This window comes from Kitasatospora sp. NPDC058048, from assembly GCF_042885555.1.
GTDB classification, from domain to species: domain Bacteria; phylum Actinomycetota; class Actinomycetes; order Streptomycetales; family Streptomycetaceae; genus Kitasatospora; species Kitasatospora lactacystinica.
Genome location: NZ_JBHVRT010000005.1, coordinates 39235 through 62169 on the forward strand (window position 1 = coordinate 39235; position 22935 = coordinate 62169).

15 protein-coding genes are annotated in these 22935 nt (G+C 75.6%); 2 read left to right on the forward strand and 13 right to left on the reverse strand.

Annotation, left to right across the window (positions count from 1 at the left end):
* Positions 1-11: 11 nt before the first annotated feature.
* From ACFVVA_RS07010 to ACFVVA_RS07065, 12 genes are all read right to left on the reverse strand, one after another.
* Complete coding sequence (locus ACFVVA_RS07010) at positions 12-1196, reverse strand: cytochrome P450 (protein WP_380541756.1); 1185 nt, start codon at positions 1194-1196, stop codon at positions 12-14.
* On the reverse strand, positions 1196-1975 hold the full coding sequence (locus ACFVVA_RS07015) for a thioesterase II family protein (protein ID WP_387686440.1): 780 nt from the start codon (positions 1973-1975) through the stop codon (positions 1196-1198). The genes ACFVVA_RS07010 and ACFVVA_RS07015 overlap by 1 nt, the downstream gene beginning before the upstream one ends.
* Positions 1972-3726, reverse strand: a complete 1755-nt coding sequence (locus ACFVVA_RS07020) for a non-ribosomal peptide synthetase (RefSeq protein ID WP_387686442.1) — start codon at positions 3724-3726, stop codon at positions 1972-1974. The genes ACFVVA_RS07015 and ACFVVA_RS07020 overlap by 4 nt, the downstream gene beginning before the upstream one ends.
* Positions 3727-3735: 9 nt before the next feature.
* Complete coding sequence (locus ACFVVA_RS07025; protein ID WP_387686444.1) at positions 3736-8187, reverse strand: amino acid adenylation domain-containing protein; 4452 nt, start codon at positions 8185-8187, stop codon at positions 3736-3738.
* Positions 8188-8219: 32 nt separating this feature from the next.
* Positions 8220-12977 (reverse strand): amino acid adenylation domain-containing protein, encoded by a 4758-nt coding sequence (locus ACFVVA_RS07030; protein WP_387686446.1) that lies wholly within the window; start codon positions 12975-12977, stop codon positions 8220-8222.
* A gap of 144 nt (positions 12978-13121) precedes the next feature.
* A complete protein-coding gene (locus ACFVVA_RS07035; RefSeq protein WP_387686857.1) occupies positions 13122-14366 on the reverse strand; it encodes a glutamate synthase-related protein in 1245 nt (414 codons plus the stop codon).
* 26 nt (positions 14367-14392) lie between these two features.
* Positions 14393-15385, reverse strand: coding sequence for an asparagine synthetase A (locus tag ACFVVA_RS07040; protein WP_387686448.1), 993 nt, complete (start codon positions 15383-15385; stop codon positions 14393-14395).
* 137 nt (positions 15386-15522) lie between these two features.
* A complete protein-coding gene (locus ACFVVA_RS07045; protein WP_387686450.1) occupies positions 15523-16854 on the reverse strand; it encodes a methylaspartate mutase in 1332 nt (443 codons plus the stop codon).
* Between the two features lie 11 nt (positions 16855-16865).
* Positions 16866-17309: a cobalamin B12-binding domain-containing protein gene (locus tag ACFVVA_RS07050; RefSeq protein WP_387686452.1), complete on the reverse strand. Its 444-nt coding sequence runs from the start codon at positions 17307-17309 to the stop codon at positions 16866-16868.
* A 197-nt stretch (positions 17310-17506) separates the two neighbouring features.
* The gene (locus ACFVVA_RS07055) at positions 17507-18781 is read right to left on the reverse strand and encodes a helix-turn-helix domain-containing protein (RefSeq protein WP_387686453.1); all 1275 of its coding nucleotides are present in this window, start codon (positions 18779-18781) and stop codon (positions 17507-17509) included.
* A gap of 400 nt (positions 18782-19181) precedes the next feature.
* Positions 19182-19616 (reverse strand): hypothetical protein, encoded by a 435-nt coding sequence (locus tag ACFVVA_RS07060; protein ID WP_387686455.1) that lies wholly within the window; start codon positions 19614-19616, stop codon positions 19182-19184.
* 153 nt (positions 19617-19769) lie between these two features.
* The gene (locus tag ACFVVA_RS07065) at positions 19770-21059 is read right to left on the reverse strand and encodes a hypothetical protein (RefSeq protein ID WP_387686457.1); all 1290 of its coding nucleotides are present in this window, start codon (positions 21057-21059) and stop codon (positions 19770-19772) included.
* A 394-nt stretch (positions 21060-21453) separates the two neighbouring features.
* Here ACFVVA_RS07065 and ACFVVA_RS07070 point away from each other — a divergent pair, with 394 nt between their 5' ends.
* Positions 21454-21909, forward strand: a complete 456-nt coding sequence (locus ACFVVA_RS07070; RefSeq protein ID WP_387686459.1) for a DUF6325 family protein — start codon at positions 21454-21456, stop codon at positions 21907-21909.
* A 119-nt stretch (positions 21910-22028) separates the two neighbouring features.
* Positions 22029-22319, forward strand: a complete 291-nt coding sequence (locus ACFVVA_RS07075; protein ID WP_387686461.1) for an SHOCT domain-containing protein — start codon at positions 22029-22031, stop codon at positions 22317-22319.
* Between the two features lie 83 nt (positions 22320-22402).
* Here ACFVVA_RS07075 and ACFVVA_RS07080 read toward each other — a convergent pair whose 3' ends face one another.
* Positions 22403-22924: a hypothetical protein gene (locus ACFVVA_RS07080; protein WP_387686463.1), complete on the reverse strand. Its 522-nt coding sequence runs from the start codon at positions 22922-22924 to the stop codon at positions 22403-22405.
* Between the last annotated feature and the right edge of the window lie 11 nt (positions 22925-22935).

Below are 22935 nucleotides of genomic sequence, written 5' to 3' on the forward strand. Positions count from 1 at the left end.
CCGTCGGACGGTCAGCGCGGGAGGAGGCGGACCGGGAAGCGGTCCAGGCCGAAGTTGATGATCGAGCGGTTGTGGGTGACCGGGCCGGTCGGCTCGATGACGGCGACGCGTTCCAGCATCGCCGTGAACAGGGCGCCGAGTTCGGCCTTGGCCAGCGGTGCGCCGATGCAGTAGTGGGCGCCGAGGCCGAGGGCGAGGTGCTTGTTGGGGCTGCGGTCGAGCAGGATCTCCTCGGGCCGGTCGAAGGCCTCCGGGTCCCGGTTGGCGGACCACACCCAGACGGCGACCCGGTCGCCGCGCCGGATGGCGTGGCCGTCGAGTTCGGTGTCCCGGCTCGCGGTGCGCAGGGTGTGCAGCCCGACCGAGGTCCAGCGCAGGAGTTCGTCCAGGGCCGAGTCCATGCCGACCTCGCCGCGCTGCAGCTTCCGCCACAGTTCCGGGTTCCGGGTGAGGGTGTGCAGGCCCATGGCGGCGGTGTGACGGACCGTCTGGACGCCGCCGACCACGATGTTGTCCAGGTTGAGCACGACGTCCTCGACCGGCAGCAGCTTGCCGCCGACCCGGTAGGTCGCCATCTTGCTGATCAGGTCGTCCTTCGGGTTCGTCCGGCGCAGCATCACCTGGTGCAGCAGGTACGGGATGAGCTGCTGGTGGCCGGCCCGGCGCTCCTCGGGGGTGTTGCCGAGGAACGCGACGTCGCAGACCCGTTCGACCATCTCGCGGTCCTGCTCGGGGACGTCCAGGAGGTCGCACATGACGGACAGCGGGAGGGCGGAGACGGCGTCGACGAGGTCGACCTCGCCCAGTTCGACGGCCTTCTCGACGATCGAGGCGGCGAGGTCGGTGATGCCGCGGGCGGCGCCGCGCACCGGGCCGGGGGCGAAGAACGGGTTGGCGGGGGCGCGCAGTTCGCGGTGCCGGGGCGGGTCGGTGAGGGCCATCATCCGGCCGGAGCCGACCGGGACGTTGCCCTCGCCGGCACCGAGCAGCGAGCCCTGTTCGGAGCTGTAGAGGGCGGCGTTGCGCAGCACCTCGGCGGAGTGCCGGTAGGAGAGCACCGACCAGACCTGCCCGTCGTCGACGGTGTCGGTGCGGTGGACGGCGGACTCCCGGCGCAGCTCCGCGACCAGCGCGGGGGTGTCGGGGCGGGCCCACAGGTCGGGGTCGGTGAGGTCGACCGCGGTGGTGGTTGGCATCAGTGCTCCGTCGTGGACTGGTGGGCGGCGCCGGGCCGCGCGATGAGGGAGGAGAGCAGGTCGACCGGGCCGGGCCCGTCGACGGTGGCGAGCAGGTGGCCGCCGGGGACGACGTGGTGGCCGGAGCCGCCGCGGGTGTGGGCGGCCCAGCCTTCGAGGCCGCCCACGGCGAGGAGGGGGTCCTCGGCGCCGACGACGGTGTGCAGGGCGGAGCCGATCGGCGGGTGGGGCCGGGGCCGGTAGGTGTCGACCACGGCCAGGTCGGTGCGGATGCCGCGCAGCGCGTTCTCCTTCAGGTCGGCGTCGCCCTCGACGAGTTCGCCCATCCCGGCCAGCCGCAGCAGTTCGTCGGCGGTGTACCGGGGGCGGTCCGCCCCGGCCCAGGCGGCGGGCGGCGAGGCGGCGGCGGCGACGACCAGCTCGGGGCGCCGCTCGGCGGGCAGCGCCCGGGCGACCTCGTAGCCGAGCAGGGCGCCGAAGCTCTGCCCGTAGAAGCCGAACCGGCCGGTCAGGTGCGGGGTGAGGGCTTCCAGGACGGCGTCGACCAGCAGGTCGAAGCTCGCGGGCATCGGGTGGCCGAGCCGGCCGCCGCGGGCCGGCGGGCGCAGCGCCCAGACCTCGGCGGCCGGGGCGAGGGCGCGGGCGAGCGGGGTGTAGGCGGTGGCGTCGCCCCCGGCGTGCGGGAAGCAGAACAGCCGGTAGGGGCGGTGCGGTTGGGGCGCGGGGACGAACAGCCAGTCCCCCTCGACGCGGGGCCGCACCCGCAGCGCGGTGGTCATGCGCCGGCCGCCCGGGCGCGGGCGGTCAGGGCGGGCCGGGGGGCGGCGGTGCCGGCCGCGGCGGCCTGCCCGACGGTGGCGGTGAAGGCGGCCAGGTCGGCGGAGTCGAGCAGGTGGCGCAGCTGGAGTTCGATGCCGAGCCGGCGGCGCAGCAGGTGGACGACCCGCAGCGCGGCGATCGAGTGGCCGCCGAGCGAGAAGAAGTCGTCGGTGGGCCGGACGCCGGTGACGCCGAGCACGGTGCTCCAGACCTCGGCGACCTGCTCCGCCAGTCCGCCGGTGCCGGCCGCCGCCTCCTGCGCGGGGGCGGCGGGGGCGGCGGGGACGGGCAGCGCCGCCAGGTCGACCTTGCCGTTGGGGGTGAGCGGCAGGGCGTCCAGCACGGTGATCACCGAGGGCACCAGGTGGGCGGGCACGGTGGCCCGCAGCCGCTCGGTCAGCTCGGCGGCGGTGACGGCGCCGGTGACGTAGCCGGCCAGGCGCCGGTCGCCGGGGGCGGGTTCGTGGACGGTGACGGCGGCGGCCTGGACGCCCGTCAGCCGGGACAGGGCGTGCTCGACCTCGCCGAGCTCGATCCGGTAGCCGCGCAGCTTGACCTGGCGGTCCACCCGGCCGACGTACTCCAGCCGGCCGCCCTCGCCGCGCCGGGCCTGGTCGCCGGTGCGGTACATCCGGGCTCCCGGCCCGCCGGACGGGTCGGCGACGAAGCGCTCGGCGGTCAGCGCGGGCCGGCCGACGTAGCCGTGGGCGAGTCCGGGCCCGGCCAGGTACAGCTCGCCGGCGACGCCGTCGGGGACGGCGGCGAGCTTCTCGTCCAGCAGGTGCAGGCGCACCCCGGGCAGCGGTTCGCCCAGGTGCGGCCCGGGGCCGCTGATCGGCGCGGTGACGGCGTCGACGGTGCACTCGGTGGGCCCGTACAGGTTGAGCGCGTCGATGCCGCCGTCGGCCAGCTCCCGCCAGGTGCGCTCGGGGACGGGCTCGCCGCCCATGAACAGCCGCGGCACCCGGGCGCCGGCGAGCGGCTCGCGCAGCAGCTCCCAGTGCGAGGGGGTCAGGTCGAGGTCGGTGACGGCGTGCTCGGCCAGCAGGGCGGCGACCCGGGCCGGGTCGGCGCGGTGCTCCTCGCCGATGACCAGGACGGTGTCGCCGCGGCAGATCCGGGCCCACTGCTGGACGGAGGCGTCGAAGGAGACGCTGGCGTTCCAGCCGACCACGCCGGGCTCGGCGCGGTAGGCGCCGGTGGCCTCCAGGGCCTCGACCAGGGCGGCGACGGCGCCGCGCGGCACCTCGACGCCCTTGGGGCGGCCGGTGGAGCCGGAGGTGTGGATGACGTAGGCCGGGTCGAGCGGGTGCGCCCCGGCGGGCAGGTCGGGCCCGTCGGCGGCGGCGTCCGGGCGCAGCACCGGCACGCCCTCGGCGGCCGGGAGGCCGTCGGCGCTGATCAGGGCGGCGAGCCCGGCGTCGGTGGCCATGAAGGCGAGCCGCTCGGCGGGGTAGGCCGGGTCGAGCGGGACGTAGGCGGCGCCGGCCCGCCAGACGGCGAGCAGGGCGACCGGCAGGTCGGCGGTGCGGCCGAGGTGGACGCCGACCCGGTCGCCGCGGCCGACGCCGAGGGCGCGCAGGGCGCGGGCCAGGGCGGCGGTGCGGCGGTCGAGTTCGGCGAAGTCCAGGCGGTCGGCGCCGGCCAGCACGGCGGTGCGCCCGGGGTGGGCGGCGACGGTGGCGCGCAGGCGGTCCAGCAGATCGGTCATGACGGGTCCTCAGAGGTCTCGGGCGGCGGCGGCCATGGTGTGCAGGGCGGTGGCGTAGGTGTCGATGAACTGCTCGGCGGTGCTGTCGGTGACCAGCGAGCGCTGGTGGTCCACCGCGAGCAGCACCCGCTGGGTGACCGGGTCCTGGATCACCGAGGCGCCGAAGGCGAAGCTGTTGGGTTCGTGGCGCAGGGTCGGCTCGGTGCCGATCCGGCCGTCCACGATGCGGGCCGAGCTGAGCCGGCCGAGGGCGTGGAAGCGCAGGTAGCCGAACTGGCTGTCCAGCGCGGTGTCGGTCATCAGCCGGGCGAGCCGGGCGAAGGGCACCCGGCGGTGCGGCATCATGTCCAGCTCCTCCCGGTGGACCTCGCGGACCAGGGCGAGCAGGTCGCCGGTGGGCTCGCAGCTCAGCGGGACGGTGTTGAGGAACAGCCCGTACACCTCGGTGCCGCCCAGGCGTTCCAGCCGGCCGTTGACGGCCAGGCCGGTGGTGACGCGCGGCTTACCGGTGACGGCGGCGAGGGCGTGCAGGTGGGCGGCGAGGGCGACCGACTTGACCGGCACGCCGAGCGCGTCGGCGACGGTCCGCAGCTGGTCGGGCGCCTCGGGCAGCACCCGTTCGACGGTGCGCGGCGCCTCGTGCACGGACTCGCTGCCGGGGAACAGCTGGCCGCTGACGCCGGACAGCCGCTCGCGCCAGTAGCCGAGCGAGCGCTCGTCCCCGGCGGCCTGCCGTTCGACGGCCACGAAGTCGCGGAAGGCGGTGCGCGGCGGCGGGGTGGGCGCGCCGAGCGGATCGGCGGCGAGGGCGCCGTGGCGTTCCAGGATCTCGGTGAGCAGCGAGGTGAAGCTCCAGCCGTCGAGGATCGCGTGGTGCTCGGAGACGGTGAGCTGGAAGGCGTCCTCGGCCAGGCGCTGCACGGTGATCCGGAACAGCGGCGGGGCGGTGAGGTCGAAGGGCGTCCACCGGTGGGTGTCGAACACCTCGCGGATCGCGGTGTCCTGGTCCGCTTCGGCCGCGCCGCGCAGGTCGGCGAAGTCGACGGGGGCGGGCAGCCGGCCGTGGACGAGCTGCAGCGGTTCGCCGTAGCCGGACAGGTCCAGGCCGGTGCGCAGCACGGCGTGGCGGTCCAGGGCCTCGGCGACGGAGCGGCGGAAGGCCTGTTCGTCGAGGTCGCCGGAGATCCGGTAGGAGTTGACGTTGTGGTAGCTGTCGGTGCCGCCGGCGATCTCCATGTGGAAGACCATGGAGAGCTGCATGGACACCATCGGGTAGGCGTCGACGACGCCGGGCGGCAGGTCGGCGCGGTCCTCCGGGGTGATCAGGGCGAACGGCTCGTGGGCGTCCGGGTCCTCGGTGACGGGCTTCGCCAGCGGCAGCAGGGCGGCGACGGTGGGGGCGTTGAAGACGTCGCGCAGGCTCAGCCCCCAGCCGCGCTCGTGCAGCGCGCCGGCCAGCTGGACGGCCCGGATGGAGTCGCCGCCGAGGTGGAAGAAGTCGTCGTGGACGCCGATGCCGTCCACCCCGAGGACCTCCGTCCAGACGGCGGCGAAGGCCTCCTCCTCCGGGGTGCGCGGCTCGACGTGGCGGCCCGCGGCGGCGGCGCTGCGCTGCCCGGGGGCGGGCAGGGCGGCGCGGTCCACCTTGCCGTTGACGGTGAGCGGCAGCGACTCGAGCACGGTGAAGGTCGCCGGGGCCATGTACGGGGGCAGCGAGCGGCCGAGGAAGGCCCGGACGTCGGCGGGCTCGCGTCCGGTGACGTACGCGGCGAGGCGGTCCTCGTGCACGGTGACGACGCAGGCGTCGACGTCCGGGTGGGCGGCGAGCGCGTTCTCGATCTCGCCGAGCTCGATCCGGAAGCCGCGCAGTTTGACCTGGAAGTCGGCGCGCCCGATGTACTCCAGTCCGCCGTCGGGCAGCCGCCGGGCGACGTCGCCGGTGCGGTAGAGCCGGGCCCCGGGCGGGCCGTACGGGTCGGCGACGAAGCGCCCGGCAGTGAGGCCGGGGCGGCCCCAGTAGCCGTGGGCGAGGCTGCCGCCGCCGATGTACAGCTCGCCGGCCCCGCCGGGCGGCACCGGTCGCAGCCAGTCGTCGAGGACCTGGGCGCTCAGGTGCGGCATGGGCGTGCCGATCAGGCTGCGTTCGAAGCCCGCGCTGCCGGCCAGGTCGTGGGTGGTGACGTGGACGGTGGTCTCGGTGATGCCGTACAGGTTGCAGAGCCGGGCCGGGGGCGGCGGGTCGAGTTCGAACCAGCGCTGGACGACGGCCGGGTCCAGCGCCTCCCCGCCGAGCATGATCCACTTCAGCGCGGGCAGGGCTCGCGGGCTGCGGCGCAGCACCGGCTCCAGCTGGCGCAGCGCCGAGGGGGTGAGGCAGAGGCGGGTGACGCCCTCCTCCTCCAGCAGCTGGGCGAACTCCTCGGGCGAGCGGCTGGTCACGTACGGGACGACGACCAGGCGGGCGCCGTGCAGCAGGGCGCCCCACATCTCCCACACCGTCCAGTCGAAGGCGTAGCTGTGGAAGAGCGTCCAGGTCTCCCGCGGGCCGAAGCCGAAGTGCCGCTCGCCGTCCGCCATCAGCCGGCTGACGTGCTCGTGGGCGACGGCGACGCCCTTGGGGCGGCCGGTGGAGCCGGAGGTGAAGATGACGTAGGCGACGTCACCGGGGCGGCCGGCGGCCGGCGGGCGGGTGTCCGGCCGGGCGGCCAGGTCGGCTGCCCCGGCGCTCAGGTCGTAGGCCTGCCAGGGGCCGTCGGGCACCAGGTCCGGGCGGTCGGTGACGACCAGGGCGACGCCGGTGTCGCCGAAGACCAGGGCTGCCCGGTCGGCGGGGGCGGCCAGGTCGACGGGCACGTAGGCGGCGCCGGTCTTGAGCACACCGAGGACGGTGACCAGGACGTCGGCGGTGCGCTCCAGCAGCATGCCGATCCGGTCGCCGGGGCCGGCGCCGCGGGCGCGCAGGGCGTGCGCGAGGCGGTTGGCCCGGCGGTCCAGTTCGGCGTAGCTCAGGGTGCGGTCGGGGTCGCTGACGGCGGGCCGGTCGGGGTGGGCGTCGGCGGCCCGCTCGAACAGCTGGTGCAGGCAGTGGCCGGGGGTGTCGGTGGCGGCGGCCGCGTCCACGGGGCGGGTGGTCAGCCGCAGCACGGTGGCGTCGGGGTCGTCCAGGGCCGCGGTGAGCAGGGCGTCGTACTCGGCGGCCAGCCGGCGGACGGTCTGCGGGTCGAACAGCTCGCTGCGGTACTCGGCCTCGCCGCGCAGCTCGCCCCCGGCGTCCCCGCCGTCGAACACGGACCAGGTGAGGTCGAACTTGCTGGTGCCGTTGGAGCGCACCCGGCTGCGGGCGGTGGCCGCCGGGCCGAGCGCCAGCGGGCTGCGGTCCTCGCCGTGGGCGCCGAACACCACCTGGACCAGCGGCGGGTGCTGGGCGCTGCGGGCGGCGCCGAGCCGGTCGACGATCTGGTCGAAGGGCAGGTCGAGGTAGCCGTACGCCTCGAAGGCGACGTCCTGGACGTGCTCCAGCAGGTCCCGGAAGCCCAGCGCGGGCGCGAGCCGCAGGCGCAGCGGCAGCAGGTTCACGAAGTAGCCGAGCAGGTGCTCCAGTTCGGGGCGGTCCCGGGTGGTGACGGGGGTGCCGACCACCAGGTCGTCGGCGCCGGTCCAGCGGTTCAGCAGCAGGGCGAAGGCGGCCAGCTGGACGGTGAACGGGGTGACGCCCTCCGCCTCGGCCAGCGCGCGGACCCGCGCCACCGTCCCGGGGGCGAGGCCGAACTCCTCGGTCCGGCCGGCCGCTCCGCGCTCGGCGGGCCGGGGCCGGTCGGTGGGCAGCTCCAGCAGGGCGGGGGCGCCGTCCAACTGCTGCTTCCAGTAGGTCAGGTGCTCCTCGTAGGAGGTGCCGAGCTCCTCCTCGGCACAGTCGGCGTACTGCACGGTCAGCTCCGGCAGCCGGGCCTGCCCGCCCCGCACCGCCGCGCCGTACAGCTCGGCGAGCTCGCGCTCGAAGACCTCGGCGGACCAGCCGTCCCAGACGATGTGGTGGACGGTGAACAGCACCGTGGTGCGCTCGTCGGCGAGCCGGAAGGCCTCGGCGCGCAGCAGCGGGCCGGCGGCCAGGTCGAAGGGCTCGGCGCAGCGGGCGGCGAGCAGGTCCTCCAGGCGCTCCTCCTGCCCGGGGCCGCCGAGCGGGCGCAGGTCGGTCACGGCGAGCGGCACGGCGAGGCGGTGGTGCACCTGCTGGCGGGGGCCGTCGGGGTGCAGCGCGAAGGTGGTGCGCAGCGTCTCGTGCCGGGCCGTGACGGCGTCCAGCGCGCGCTGGAGCAGGGCGAGGTCGAGCGGGCCGGTGACGTCGAGGGTCCAGGGGGTGCAGTAGGTGACGGCCTTCGGGTCGAGGCGGTCGAGGAACCAGAGGCCGCGCTGCAGCCCCGAGACGGGCGCGGTGCGCGCCGGGCGGTCGGACGGGCTCACGGCCTCGTTCCCTTCGTGTGCGGTGCGGCCCGTCATCGGGCGGCCAGCCGTTCGGCGATGGCGCTCACGGTCCGGGCCCGGAACACCAGTTGCGGGGGGACGCGGCTGCCGGTCTCCCGGGACAGCCGCATCGCGACCCGGACGGCGGCCAGCGAGTTGCCGCCGATCCGGAAGAAGTTGTCCTCGCGGCCGACCTCGGCGAGGTCGAGCACCTCGCGCATCGCCTCGGCGACCAGGCGTTCGGCCTCGGTCAGCGGGTCGGCGGCCCCGGTGGCCCCGGAGCCGTCGGCTGCCCCCGTGGCGTCGGTGGCCCCGGCCGCGTCGGCGGCCCGGCGGCCGGCCGGGGCGGGCAGCGCCCTGCGGTCCACCTTGCCGTTGTGGTTGAGCGGCAGGGCGTCCAGGACGTCGAGGGTCGCGGGCACCATGTGCTCGGGCAGCAGGGCGGCCAGGTGGTCGAGCAGCGCGTCCGGGACGGGGGCGCCGGCGGCGACGGTCACGTAGGCGGCGAGCCTGCGGTCGCCCGGGGCGGGCTCGTGGACGGCGACGGCGGCCTCCCGGACGGCCGGGTGGCGGGTGAGCGCGTCCTCGATCTCGCCGGGCTCGACCCGGAAGCCGCGGATCTTCACCTGGTCGTCGATCCGGCCGGTGACCTCCAACAGGCCCTCGGCGTCGAGGTGGCCGAGGTCCCCGGTGCGGTAGAGGCGCTCGCCGGGGGCGCCGTACGGGGAGGCGACGAAGCGTTCGGCGGTGAGGCCGGGCCGGCCGAGGTAGCCGTGGGCGAGACCGCCGCCGGTGGCGTACAGCTCGCCGGTCGTGCCGGGCTCGACGGGGCGCAGCCGCTCGTCCAGGACGAGGACGCCCTTGCCGTTCAGCGGGACTCCGATCGGGACGGAGGCACCGGCGGTGTCGGCGGGGCCGACCCGGTGGCAGGTGGTCAGACCGAGGCTCTCCACCGGGCCGTAGCCGTTGGCCACCGCCAGGCCCGGGTAGGCCTCCAGGGCCTTGGCCACGTGGGTGACGGAGGCCCGCTCGCCGGCGGTGAAGGCCAGCTTGAGGCCGTCGTAGGTCTCCGGGAACTCCTCCAGCAGGAAGTTGAACAGGCTGGCGGAGAGCTGGAGCTGGGTGACGCCGTGGCGGCGGGTCAGCTCGGCGATGGTCTGCGGGTCCGGGCGCTGGCCGGGCTGGAGGACGCAGGTGCCGCCGAAGCAGAGCGCGCCGTACAGCTCCAGGGCGAAGGCGTCCCAGGAGACCGGCGAGCACTGCAGCCAGACCTCCTCGGGTCCGAAGCGGGCGTAGTCCTGGCCGAGGTAGGTGGTGGTGAGCGCGCGGTGCGGGACGGCGACGCCCTTGGGGCGGCCGGTGGAGCCGGAGGTGAACATCACGCAGGCGAGGTCGGCGCCCCCGACCGGCAGGCCGAGGTCGTGCCCCGCGTACCGGGCGAGTTCGGCGGCCGAGGCGTCCAGGTCCACCTGCCGCCCGACCGGGAAGGGCACGGTGGCGCGCCGGTGGGTGACCACCGTGGCGGCACCGGTGTCGGCGACCGCGCCGGCCAGCCGCTCGGCCGGGAAGTCCGGGTCGAGCAGGGTGTAGGCGGCGCCGGCCTTGAGGGCCGCCAGCAGGGCGACGACCAGCTCCGGCCCGCGCTCGGCCAGCACCGCGACGGTGTCGCCGCGCCCGATGCCGAGGCCCGTCAGGTGCCGGGCGAGCCGGTTCGCGGCGGTGTTCAACTCGCCGTAGCCGACGGTCCGTTCGCCGGAGATCAGGGCGACGGCCCGCGGGTCGCGGGCGGCCCGCGCCTCGAACAGGGCGTGCACCGGCACCTCGACGGCGGCGGCCAGGGTGCCCAGCCACTCCTCGCACAGGCCGGCCATGGTGTCCGGGGCGAAGAGGTCGCTGTCGTACTCGAAGCGGCCGGTGAAGCCGGTGCCCAGGTCGTCCACCGAGACGGACAGGTCGAAGCGGGAGACCGGGTTGGAGTGCAGGGCCCGGGTGACCTCGTACCCGCCCACCGTGAACGGCCGGGGGTCCAGCGGGTGCAGCTCCAGCAGCACCTGGCAGAGCGGGTTGCGGTCCTCGGGGCGCTCGTCGAGCACGGCGCCCGCGATGTCGTCGAAGGGCACCTCCTGGTGGCGGTAGCCGCCGATCGACACCTCGCGCACGTGCCGGACGAGCTCGCGGAAGGAGGCGCCCTCCTCCAGCCTCAGCCGCAGCGGCAGCAGGTTGACGAAGTAGCCGATCAGGCCGTCGAGTTCGGCCCGGCCGCGGACGTTCACCGGCGAGCCGAGCACCAGGTCGCGCTGACCGGACCGGCGGTGCAGGGTGAGAGCCAGCCCGGCCAGCAGCACCATGAACGGGGTGGCGTCCTCGCTGCGGGCGAGCGCCCGGACGGCCTCGGCCACCGGGCCGGGCATGGCGAAGCGGTGGAAGGCGCCGCGGAAGGCCTGCTCCTCGGGCCGGGGCCGGTCCGGCACCAGCGCGTCGGCGGTCGGAGCGTCGCGCAACTGCTCGCGCCAGTATTCCAGTTGCCGCTCGGCGGTGTCGTCCTGGTACTGCCAGGCGGCGTAGTCGCCGTACTGGACGGCGAGCTCCGGCAGCTCGGCCGGCCGACCCTCGGCCGAGGCGGCGTACAGCTCCTGGAGTTCGGCCTCCAGCACGGCCAGCGAGCCCTCGTCCCAGACGATGTGGTGCAGGAGCAGCAGCAGCGTGGTCGCCCCGTCGGCCCGGAAGACCCGGGCCCGCACCAGCGGCCCCCGCTCCAGGTCGAAGGGCTCCAGCGCGGCCTCGGCGACCAGCGCGTCCACCTGCTCGGCGGTGGTCTCGGTGAGCGTGAACGGCAGTTCCACGAAGGGGTGGACGACCTGGCGCGGACCGTCCTCGGCGAGCTCGAAGGTCGTCCGCAGGCTCTCGTGCCGCTCGACCACCCCGGCCAGCGCCCGCCGCAGCAGCTCGGCGTCGACCGGCCCGGAGAAGCGGAACACCCAGGGCACCACGTAGGTCGGCGCGTCCGGGTTCCACTGGTCGAGGAACCACAGCCCGCGCTGGAACTTGGACAGCGGGGCCTGGGCGGCACCGGAGCGGACCGGGGCCGGGCGCGCGCCGCCGGACGCGGAGGTCACCGCGGCGGCGAACTCGGCCAGCGTCGGCGCGTCGAAGATGGTGTACGGCGACACCATGCCGAAGACGTCGAAGACCCGGCCCACCACCCGCACGGCCGTCAGCGAATCGCCGCCCAGGTGGAAGAAGTTGTCGTCGGCGCCGACCTCCGGCACCCCGAGCACGTCCGCCCAGACCGCCGCGATCAGCTGCTCGGCGGGGGTCCGCGGCGGGCGGCCGGCCGGCTTGCCCTGCGGCGCGGTCCGCGGCTCGGGCAGCGCCCCGCGGTCCACCTTGCCGCCGGCCGTCAGCGGGAAGGCGTCCAGCGCGGTGAGCGTCGCCGGGACCATGTGCTCGGGCAGCCGCTCGGCCAGCCAGGCCCGGGCCTCGGCGTACCCCGGCGCGGCGCCGGTGACGTACGCGGCCAGCCGGCCCTCGTGCGCCACCACGACGCAGCCGGTGACGCCGGGGTGACCGGCCAGCACCTGCTCGATCTCGCCCGGCTCGACCCGGAAGCCGCGGATCTTCACCTGGTGGTCGCCGCGGCCGAGGAACTCCAGCGGGCCGTCCTCGGCGGCGCGGCGCACCAGGTCGCCGGTGCGGTACATCCGGGCCCCGCGGGCCCCATCGGCCGCCGCGAACGGGTCGGCGACGAAGCGGCCGGCGGTGAGGCCGGGACGGCCGAGGTAGCCGGAGGCCAGCAGCGGCCCGCCGACGTACAGTTCGCCCGCCTCGCCGGGCGGCACCGGCCGCAGCCGCCCGTCCAGCACGTGGAGGCGGCGCGCGCCGACCGCGGTGCCGATCGGCACCCGGGCGGCGGGCTGCTCCGGCGTGCCGTCGAGCCGGTGGGTGGTGGCGGTGACCACGGTCTCGGTGGGGCCGTAGGCGTTCAGCAGCGGCACCCCGGTCGCCGACCACCAGGCGGCGGCGGTGGCGGGCTCCAGCTTGTCGCTGCCGGAGATCATCAGCCGCAGGGTGCGCGGCACCCGGCCGCCCAGGGCCGCCACCACGTCCTGGAAGTAGCCCGCGGCCAGGTTGGCGACGGTGACGCCCTCGGCGTCCAGCAGGTCCAGCAGCGCGGCCGGGGCCAGGAGCCGCTGCTCCGGCAGGACCAGGCAGGCCCCGGCGGACAGCGCGCCGAGCACCTGCTCGACGGCCACGTCCACGGTCGGACGGGCGAACTGCAGCACCACGTCCCGCTCGGTCAGGCCGAAGGTCTCGACGACACCGGCCAGGTGGCCGGCCAGGGCGGCGAGCGGCACGTGCACGCCCTTGGGGCGGCCGGTGGTGCCGGAGGTGTAGATGACGTAGCCGGCGCCGGCGTTCCCGCCCGGCCCTGCGCCGATCTCGGTGAGCTCCTCCCCGTCCAGGGCGAGGTGGGCCCCGGCGTCCTCCGCGATCCAGCGGTTGCGCTCCTCGGGGGCCTCCCCGTCCAGCGGCAGGTAGGTGGCGCCGGCCCGCAGCGCCGCGAGCAGCGCGACCACGTGGTCCAGCCGGTCGCGGCCGGTCACGGCGACCGTCCGGCCGGGGGCGAGCCGGGCGGCGAGGGCGGCGGTCAGGCCGTCCAGCTCCCGGTAGTCGACCGTCCGGCCGCCGGCCCGGACGGCCGGCCGCTCCGGAAAGCGGGCGACGGCGGAGGCGAACGGCGCGAAACCGGGCGCCGTGAATTCGGTGGGGAAACCGCGCGAGGACATCATCCAACCCCAGATCGTGAGAGAAATCGGCGACGAAAGCGACGATAGGGGGAATTCGACGGCCCTATCGGCAGAATGAGCGGAAGGAAATCGGCAGTTTCATCATGCCGCTTTCCAGGCAGGCCAGGGCTACCGGCCGAGGGTGTTTCAGGAATTCTCGGGGGACCAGACGTCCGCCCCGTCCAGGGCCTCGGGGGAGTATTTCCCGAGCGAACTGATCAGCAGTCTCAGTTCCAGCGCCAGGCATTCCGCGAAACGGTGCAGACCGGATTCCCGGTCCTCCGCGACGGCGAGCAGCGCCGCCCGCCCGAGGCCCACCGCACGGGCCCCCAGCGCCAGGCTCTTGACCGCCCGGGCGCCTTCCCAGATCCGCCCGGAGACCAGCAGGGAGGGCGGCGGCGCGGCCGCCAGCCGGCGCAGGCACTCCGCCAGCGGCAGGCCGACGTGCGGCAGGAACACCCCCGGCGCCCAGCCGGTGCCGCCCTCGGCGCCGTCCACCACGACGGCGTCCGCTCCGGCCTCGTGCGCCACCCGGGCGGCCTCGGCCACGTCCCGGCCGGGGTAGAGCTTCACCCAGATCCGCACCCGCGGGTAGTTGTTGCGCATCAGCCGGATCTGCTGGCGCAGGATCTCCGCGGTGAAGGTGCCCGGGGTGGCGGCGCGCAGCACCCGGCCGTCGCCGAACAGCGGGTCCAGCCCGAAGCGGTCGCCGAGCGCGGCGGCGGCTTCCGCGTCCAGCACGGTCATCCCGCCCAGGCCCGGCTTGGCCCCCTGGCCGACCTTCAACTCGAAGGCCAGCCGCCCGGATTCGAGCAGCGGCAGGGCGGCCGGATCGCTGTGGACGAGGTTCCACACCTCGGCGTCGGCGTCCTCGGTGCTCTGCTGCACGGCCACGCCGCCCAGCCCGTCCGGGAGTTGCTCTCCGTAGGCGCGCAGCCGGCCGAGCAGGGTGCGGTCGGCCGCCTCGCCGAGCCGGCCGTAGCCGTTGACCGGCACCACGTTCTCGCCGATCACCATCGGGATCCCGAGCGCCCCGGCCTGCCGGCTCAGGGCCAGCCCGAGGTCACCGCCGGCCGCCCGGGTGGAGCCGGTCGCGGACACGTAGACCGGCAGAGCCGAGGCGAACCCGCCGATGGCGGTGGCGAGTTCGACGTCCCGGTAGTCGGGTTCGCGGCCGAGGTCGATCAGCTTGGCGAGCCGCTGCGGCAGGAACAGCGGCGGGACGATCCGCAGGGCGTCGAGCGTGTCGTTCGGCGCGGGCTCCCCGGGCCGGCCGGCGCCGAACAGCACCCGCCCGTACTCCTCGGCGGGCGGGAACGCCGCGGCCGCGCCGACGCGGGCCCGCCGCCGGACCTCCTCCTCCGGAAAGCCGGGCGCGGTCAGGTCCTGCACGGCGGCGTCCGCCTCGCTGCGCTCCCTCACGGTGACACCACCCCGGCGACCTTGGGGAACGCGCTGGCCTGCCAGACGGCGTCCAGCCCGGCGACGTACCGGGTGAGCCGCTCGACCCCGATGCCGAAGCCCGCGCTGGCCGGCACGCCCTCGCGCACCAGGTCCAGGTACCAGCGGTACTTCTGCGGGTTCTCGCCGGTCTCCCGCATCCGGGTGACGATCTCCGCGTAGTCGTTGGTGCGCTGGCTGCCGCTGCACAGCTCGCCGTAGCCCTCGGGCGCGAGCAGGTCGAAGTTCCGCAGCAGGCCCGGGTCCTCCGGGTGCTCGCGGTCGTAGAAGCCGCGCGAGCCCTTCGGGTAGTCGGTGACGAAGAACGGCCGGTCGCGCCGGGCCGACAGCAGTGCCTCGCCCTCCCAGTCGAGTTCGGCGTCGGAGCTCTGCGGGTGCCCGATGCCCTGGAGTTCGGCGACCGCCTCGGCGTGCCGGACGCGGCCGAAGGAGCCCTTCAGCAGCTCGGCGAAGGCCTGCGGGTCCCGGCCGAGTTCGGCGAACTCCTTGGGCAGCTCGCGCACCGTGCTGTCGACCATGTGCACCACCAGCTCCTCGGCCAGCTGGACGGCGTCGTCCCGGCTCGCGCCGGCGACCTCCACGTCCAGCTGGTGGAACTCGGCCAGGTGCCGGCTCGTCCCGGCGGTCTCCAGCGGCTCCAGCCGGACGTTCGGGGCGATGCAGAAGATCTTGTCGAAGGCGAGCAGCGAGGCCTGCTTGTACAGGATCGCGCTGGTCATCAGCTTGTAGCGGTGGCCGTAGAAGTCGATGTCCACCTGCTTGGAACCGCGCGCACCGGGGTCGGTGACCGGGCCGATGATCGGCGGCAGCAGCTCGGTGAAGCCCCGGCCGCGCAGGAACTCGCGGGCGGCGGCGAGCAGCTGCTGCTGGATCCGCAGGGCGCTGCGGGTGGTCGGGGCGGTCAGGTGCCGGCCCGGATCGACCGGGGGCGGGGGCGTGGTGTCGGGCATGGTCGGGGTCCTGTTCTCTCGGGTGGTCCGTGGCCCGCCGTCAAAGGCGCGGGCGGTCGTCGGTGGTGGAGCGGCGGGCGGGCGGGGGTGCTGGAACGACGGGCGGGCGGGCCGGGCGTCGCGGCCCGGCGGGCGGCTCAGCGCGCCACCGGCAGGCCCCGGGCGGCGGACGCCGCCGCGGAGGCGGCCGCGTACTCGGCCCGGCCGTCGTAGCCGCGCCGGACGTGGGAGAGGGCGGCCAGCAGCCCGGCCGAGCCGAGGATCGGCGCCCGGCCGCGCTCGACGAGCCCCGCGATCGGCATCGAGCCGACACCGGACCAGTGCAGCCGGCCGTCCGGGCCCAGCGAACTGCCCGTCCGCCCGGCGTTGTCGGGGTGCAGGCAGTACGGCACGTCCAGGTAGCCGGCCGCGAACGCCCGCACCAGGGCCCGGCCGACGTCGGCGTCCAGGTCGAGCACCGCGCCGATCAGCGCCCTGGCCTCGGCCTCGATCCCGGTGTCCGGCGCGGCGACGGGTCGTGGCCGGCCCCGCTCCGCGGCGGCGGCCGCGGCGGCGGTCTCCAGCGCCCGGACGTTCTCGGCGACGGTGGGGATGCGGTGCGCCTCCGCCGTGGTCTTGACGATCAGCCGGGCCGCGCCGCCGCGCACCGCGAGCCGCGCCGCGTCCTCCAGCAGCAGCCGCGCGCCGCCGGGCGAGCGCGGGTACACGCCCATGTACGCGTACACCACGAGGTGCCGGTCGACGTCCGCGAGCAGCTCCCCCGCGATCCGGCCGAGCGCGGCCAGCGCCTCCTCGTCCTGGCGGGCGTTGGCCTGCTGGGCGTAGCTGAGCGAGATGCTGCGCAGCCCGTTCTGACGGAAGAACAGCGCCTCCAGCACACTGATGGCGATCAGCAGCGAGGGCGGGCAGAGCTGTCCCATCATGCAGCCGCCGAACGTCTCCAGGTGCGGCTCGGCACCGAACTCCCGGACGGAGGCGAGGATTTCGCAGCTGCGCCGCCAGCGCGCCACCGCCTCGTGCAGCGGGGTGCGGCCGTACGGCAGGCAGTAGGAGACCGGTCCGCCCTCGGTGGCGTCCAGGCCGGCCGCCAGCAGCGCCTCGACGATCCGCTCCGGCGCGGCCGAGCCGTGCCGGACCTGCACCGGGAAGCCCGCGTCCGCGACCCCGCGCAGCACCTCCCGGGTGACCTCGACCGGATGGGTGACGATCGGGTAGCCGTTGAGGCCCGCCCCGGCGGCCAGGGCGCGCCGCGCGGCGTCGAGGTCGCCGGTGCGGGTGTAGCTGTCCAGGGTGATGGTGCCGACGGTGACGGCGGCCGCCCCCCGGGTGGCGAGCAGGCCCTCCCGCATCACGGCCGCCCGCGCCATGCCCATCCGGGGCTGGACCACCAGCGCGCCGGCCTCGGCGGCCTGCGCCACGAACGCGCCGAAGCCCGCCCGGGCGGGGCCCGTCACGGCGGAGCCCGTCACCACAGGTTCCGTCACAGCAGGACCCCGGAGCGCAGTCCGCCGACGAACTCGCGGAACCCGGCCACCGCAGCGCCCTCCTCGAAGACCGCGTCGAAGCCGGCCGCCAGCAGCGTCCGCTCGCGGTCGGGGTCGTCGGCCCCGGCGATGCCGAGCTTGCCGCCGATGACGGTCGGGGTGCGCCGCAGTTCCGGGCAGGCGCGGAGGGCCTCGATCACCCGCAGACCCTCCTGGAAGCCGTGCCCGTTGACGCTGCTGATCACGATCAGGTCCGGTTCGATCCGGCGGCATTCGGAGATCAGCAGCGCGTCCGGGACGCACGCGCCCAGATTCGTCACCCGGTGGCCCGACTCCTCCAGCAGGAACTGGAGGAAGACCAGGTTCCAGGTGTGCGAATCCGAGGCCGTCGTCGTCACGACGACGTCCAGACCGTTCTGTTCGGCGTTTCCGTGCTCCACGACTCAGCCCTCATCGGTAGAGATCCTCGATGGCGTTCCGGCGCGTTCCCGCGGCGGTCCGGCCCCACGGAGAACGCTAGGAACGATCGGGCCCGGCAAGCGGCAGCTCCTGCGGCATTAAGCGGCAGAATCGGCAGCCGTTCGACGCGTCGCGGTCGGCCCCCACCGGCCCGCACCGGATCGTCGGCGGTCGGCGGTCAGCCCGCGACGGCCAGCAGCGGTCCGTCCCCCGCCGGCCCCATCCGGATCCCGGGCTCCTCCCGGACGAGGCGCCGGCACAGGTTGAGCACCGTGAAGCGCACGCCGTCCCGGGCGGGCACGCTGCGGATCAGCCCGCGCGACAGCAGTTCGTGCACCGTGGCCAGGCAGGCCTGCAGCGTCCAGCCGCTGCGGACCACCGCGTCCTCCCCCGACCAGTCCCCCGGCTCGTCCACGAGCACCTCCAGCAGGGCGCGCTGGCGCTCCGTCAGCCGCCGGATCGCCGGCTCCACCTCGTCCCGCAGGTCACCGCGCGCGCCGAACACCACGGGCGGCGCCGCGAGCGTGAACGGGACGACCGCCAGCCCGGCCACCAGCTGGGAGGTGGACTGCACCAGCGCCCACCCCGCCGCGCGCTCCAGCGCACCCGGCAGACCGTCCAGGCGGCGGCAGAGCTCCGCGACGGCGGGCGCCTCGGAGCGCTCCAGGGTGTAGCCGGGGCGCAGCCGGCACAGGTGCGAGAGCAGCAGCCGGACGGCCCCGACCTGTGCCAGCGCCTCCGGTTCGGCGTCGAGTTCGGGGGCCGGGACGGGCAGCGGCGCGAGCGGGATGACCTGTCCCCCGGGCAGCGGCCGGGCCTCCCGGGCGGTGATCAGCACCCGCAGCCCGGGGCAGCGGTGGAACAGCCCGTCCAGCTGCCCGGCGTCCACCCCGCCGTCGGCGCCGTCCAGCACCAGCAGGGCGGGCCGCGCGCCGATGTCCCGGGCGAGGTCGTCCAGCGGCGCGCGCCAGGGGTGCGGGCCGCCGCCGCAGTCCACCCAGCGCACCGACCAGCGGACGGCCAGGTGCAGCCGGCGGGCCACCTCCAGGGCGAGCCGGGTCTTGCCGACCCCGCCCAGGCCCACCAGCGAGACCAGCCGGTCCCCGTGCACGGCGAAGGCGTCGGCCAGCACCTCGGCCTCCATGTCCCGGCCGACGATCGCCCCGCGGGCCACCGGCGGGGCGGCCGGCTCGGCCACCGGCTCGTCCGCGAGCGGGTGCCGGCGGGCGGCCTCCTCGAAGTCCGTCCGGCTCCGGCCCTCCAGCCGCAGCGCGTCCGCCAGCAGCCGGACGGTCTCGTTGCGGGGCCGGCGCACCCGGCCGCTCTCCATGTCCCGGATCGCCCGCACGCTCAGGGTCGCGTGATCGGCCAGGCACTGCTGGGTCAGCCCGACCCGCTCGCGCCGTAGCCGCAGCAGCTCGCCGAAGCCCGCCGCCGTTCTCACCGCTTGCACCGACTGCCCGCCGTCCATGCCTCGTCTGCCCTTCGTGGTCCGGACTCCTCCTGGCGTCGGGACCGGTGGCGGCCTCAGCTCCGGGCGCCCGCACGGCCCGTGGTCCGGCCGTACGGGACCCGGCGATCAGGCTGTGGCCTCCGACCGGTTCCCTCCGGTTCCCGATGCTCCTGGCTCGCCGTCTACGCCCGATCAACGGCCGATCACCGGCCCCACCCACGACCTTCACCCGGGCCTCACAGGCCGTCCCGCCGCCCGTCGGGGCCGGACGGGGGCCCCTCGCCGGGACGGCCGCGGCGGGGCGGCGCCGACTCTCCCGGTGCGCACGCAGCGGCCCGGACCTCGGCGGATGCCGGGATCCGGGCCGGTGGCGCGGGTCAGGGACGGGCCTGCGCGGAGGTCATTCGGCCGCCGCCTTGAGGCCGCCGTGGCACAGCCCCCAGATGATGAGGGCGTCGATCGCGATCAGGACGATCGCCCACGCCGGGTAGTAGGGCAGCCACAGGAAGTTGGCGATCATTCCCAGGCCGGCGAGGGCGACACCGAAGATCCGGGCCCAGAGGGCGCCGCTGAAGACCGCGATGCCCGCCACGACGATCAGGACGCCGATGATGAGGTGGATCCACCCCCAGCCCGCGCTGTTCAGCGAGTACGCGTAGTTGCGGGTGACGACGACCAGGTCGTCCTTGGCGATGGCGGAGATCCCCTCGAAGACCGCCATGAGACCGCCGGTGATCAGCATGACCCCCGCGAAGATGGTCCACCCGGACGCGTACGGGTGCCGCTGGGGCTGGGGGATCTGGCTGCTGCCGACTCCACTGACGCTGCTCGTCATGACGGTGACTCCTTCGATGGCAACCGCCTCGCGGACCGCGGTAGGCGGGAGGGTGGAACAGAAGTCCTACGTTCACGGTAGAACCGGATCCCCGTCCTGTCGTGGCGTCGTACCGGCCGCGGCCGTGGCCCGGACAGCCCTGGTGGAGCCCTTTCAGCCCTCCTCCCGGGGGTTCTCGGTGCCGCCGCCCCCGGACGCCCCGCCCCCTTCGGGCGCACCGACCCCGCCCCCTCCGGACGCATCGGCCCCGCCGGGCGCACCGCCCCGTCCTGGGCCGGCGACCCGTCCGGAGGCGGCGAGCAGGGCCAGGACGGCGAGGAGCACGAGGAGCACCAGGACGAGCAGCAGCACGGTCAGCACCGTCGGGTGGTTCCAGAGGGCGAACACCAGGGCCACGATCAGCAGCGCCGCGAGGGCGAGCCAGCGGCGGTGGGCGTCGGTCCAGATTCCGGCCCGTCCGGTGTGCACGCCGTGCGCGCCGCCCCAGCCGGCGACCGAGTCGGCGGCGTGGTCGGCCCCGCCGCGCACGGCCCGCGGCAGCCGTCCCGCCCCGGAGAGGTAGGCGCCGAGCGCGACCACCACGCCCAGGACGACGAGGGTGCGCAGGCTGACCCTCAGGAACCTCACCAGTGTGTCGAAGACCGCGGCCGCGGCGTCCCGGGACTGCACGGCGGGCGGCAGGTGGTCGAGGTAGTAGTGCCGGGCGATCACCAGAGCGATCGCCACCACCAGGCCGGCCCCCGCCGCGCCGAGCGCCGTGGACACCAGGGCCCGGCGCCGGCGCCGTGCCAGCAGGACACCGACCAGACCGATCACCACGGTGATCACCGGCAGCCAGTTGCCCAGCACGTCCAGCGCGTGCGCGGCGCCGCGGACCTTGGCCAGCTTGTCGGACTGGAACAGCACCAGCTGCTTGTTCACCTCCGGGATCTTCTCGGCCGGGGTCAGCCCTGCGGCCACCAACTGGTCCTTCAGCTGGTCCACGGCCTTCCCGACGTCGAGGGTGACCGTGCCGTCGCTGACTCCGACCGCGCCGCGGCCGTGTCCGGTCAGGGCCTGGACCACGGCCGTGTGGGCGGCGCGGTTCGCCTGCGTCCAGACGGTGTCGAAGGCGTCGCTCTGCACGACCTTGGTCGCCGCCTTGGAGACCACCTGGTCCACCGCGTCGTCGATCTTGGGCCCCAGCGACTTGACGGCGGACGCGGCCCGGGGCGGCAGGCCCTGCGACTGCAGCCAGGAGGCCAGGTCGGAGGCGACCTCCGGGCCGTTCACCTTCACGTCCACCGCCTGGGTGATCCGCTTGACCGCGGCGTCCTGGATCGCGGGGTTGGTGGCCAGCGGCGCGACCGTGCTGACGTACCGGTCGGTGTCCAGCGCGATGTCGTGCACCCAGACGGTGAGCAGCGAGACCGGCACCAGGATGCAGGTCAGCGTGATCAGCACGGCCGAGACGGTGCTCCTGACGATCCGGCCCGCCCGGGAGGGGTGCCGGGGCCCGGCGGTGGCGCCTCCGTTCACCGGTCCGCCCGTCGGGGGCTCGGACGGCTGGGGTTCACTCGGCCCGTTCAACGGCCCTCCCGGCATTCGCTGCGCGGCCACGGCGCCGCTGGACACCATTCACGCCGCAGGAGCCCCCGCCCGGCACCCCGGGCTGGGCCACCCGGACGAGGAGCGCGACCCGGCCGCCCACTCTCCGCCCGGTCCGGGGCGTGCCCGGCACCGGGCCGCCGCCTCACCCCGGACAGGTGATCCGCCGGCGCCCCGGCGGCCCCTACGGTCGGTACCAGCGGCCGGCCCGCCGGGCCGGGCGAGGGACTCCCCCGAAAGGAGCACCGCCATGGCCGAGGACGTCCTCGCCGAGACCGGGCCCATCGACTACGTGGTGGTCGAGTTCCCCGGCAACCGGATGACCGGGGAAGCGCTCCCGCTGCTGGTCGACCTGGTGGAACGGAATGTGATCCGCATCCTGGACTTCGCGTTCGTGCGCAAGGACGCCGACGGCACCGTCACGGGCATGGAGATCGCCGATTTCGACGGCGACGGCCGACTGGACCTGGCCGTCTTCGAGGGCGCCGGGTCGGGACTGCTCGACGCCGGCGACCTGAGCGAGGCCGCCGGGGTCATCGAGCCCGGCAACTCGGCCGGTGTGCTCATCTACGAGAACACCTGGGCCGCCCCGTTCGCCACCGCCCTGCGCCGGGGCGGCGCCCGGGTGGTCGCCAGTGGCCGGGTGCCGATGCCGGAGCTGCTGCACTCCCTGGACGAGCTGGACGGTACCGAAGGGACGACCTGACGGACGCGCCGGGCGGGCGCCGTCTCCGGGCCGTCCGCCACCGCGCGAAGCCACCGGAACGCGAAGCCGCCGGAACGCGAAGCCACCGAGATCCGAAGCCACCGAGAGGAGTACGCGTCATGCCTGGACTGCTGCGCGGTGTCGCGCGCACCGCCGTCGTCGCCGGAACGGCGACCGCCGTGTCCAACCGGGTGTCCCGTCGCCAGGCGGGCCGCTGGGCGCACCAGGAGGAGATGGCCGAACCCGCGCCGCCGCCCCCGCCGCCGGCTCCCGCCGCACCCGCCGCGCCCGCCCCGCCGGGGATGGACGCGAAGATCTCCCAGCTGCAGCAGCTGGCGCAGCTGAAGGAGCAGGGAGTCCTCACCGAGGAGGAGTTCGCCACGCAGAAGCAGCGGCTGCTGGCCGGCTGACACCGTCGGCACGGTACGGAGCACCGTCGGCACGGCGCCGAGGACGGTCGGCACGGCGGGCGGCCCCACCCGCCGCGGGTGGCTCAGTGCCCGACGGCGACCTTGGCCGCCACGATGACCAGACCCAGGAGCAGGTTGACCACTCCCTCGGCGGCGATCTGGCGCGGCGAGGCGCCCGCCCGGCGGGCGCCCAGCGTCGCCCAGGCCACCTGCTGCGCCACGGCGACACCGAGGGCGAGCCAGGCGTTCTCCCCCGCCCCCAGCCACGGGCTGACCAGCACCGCCAGGGCGGGCAGCGCCGACGCCTCGACCAGCGGCCATTCGTGCCGGCCGACCTCGCGCACCTGGCTCCAGGTGACCTGGCGGCCGGCCTCGCGCTCCCCCGCCACCAGCGCGTAGACGTGCGCGATCCAGAACACGATCCCGGTGATCACCAGCAGCAGGATGAGCGACAGCCGGGGGTGCGGTTCGGTGAGGCTGGAGGCCGCGATCACGGAGGCGGCGAGCATCGAGCCGTACACCGCTCCGGCGTAGTCGGTCCGCTTCCGGATTCCGCCCCGGGCCGGGTCGCGCGGGGCGGGGGCAGGACCGCGGGACGTTGTCACGACGCCTGCTC

Excerpts from the sequence above, each read along its gene's own strand:
- ACFVVA_RS07010 (WP_380541756.1), bottom strand. The coding sequence starts at position 1,196 with ATGCCAACCACCACCGCGGTCGACCTCACCGACCCCGACCTGTGGGCC.
- ACFVVA_RS07015 (WP_387686440.1), bottom strand. The coding sequence starts at position 1,975 with ATGACCACCGCGCTGCGGGTGCGGCCCCGCGTCGAGGGGGACTGGCTG.
- ACFVVA_RS07020 (WP_387686442.1), bottom strand. The coding sequence starts at position 3,726 with ATGACCGATCTGCTGGACCGCCTGCGCGCCACCGTCGCCGCCCACCCC.
- ACFVVA_RS07030 (WP_387686446.1), bottom strand. The coding sequence starts at position 12,977 with ATGATGTCCTCGCGCGGTTTCCCCACCGAATTCACGGCGCCCGGTTTC.
- ACFVVA_RS07040 (WP_387686448.1), bottom strand. The coding sequence starts at position 15,385 with ATGCCCGACACCACGCCCCCGCCCCCGGTCGATCCGGGCCGGCACCTG.
- ACFVVA_RS07060 (WP_387686455.1), bottom strand. The coding sequence starts at position 19,616 with ATGACGAGCAGCGTCAGTGGAGTCGGCAGCAGCCAGATCCCCCAGCCC.
- ACFVVA_RS07070 (WP_387686459.1), top strand. The coding sequence starts at position 21,454 with ATGGCCGAGGACGTCCTCGCCGAGACCGGGCCCATCGACTACGTGGTG.
- ACFVVA_RS07075 (WP_387686461.1), top strand. The coding sequence starts at position 22,029 with ATGCCTGGACTGCTGCGCGGTGTCGCGCGCACCGCCGTCGTCGCCGGA.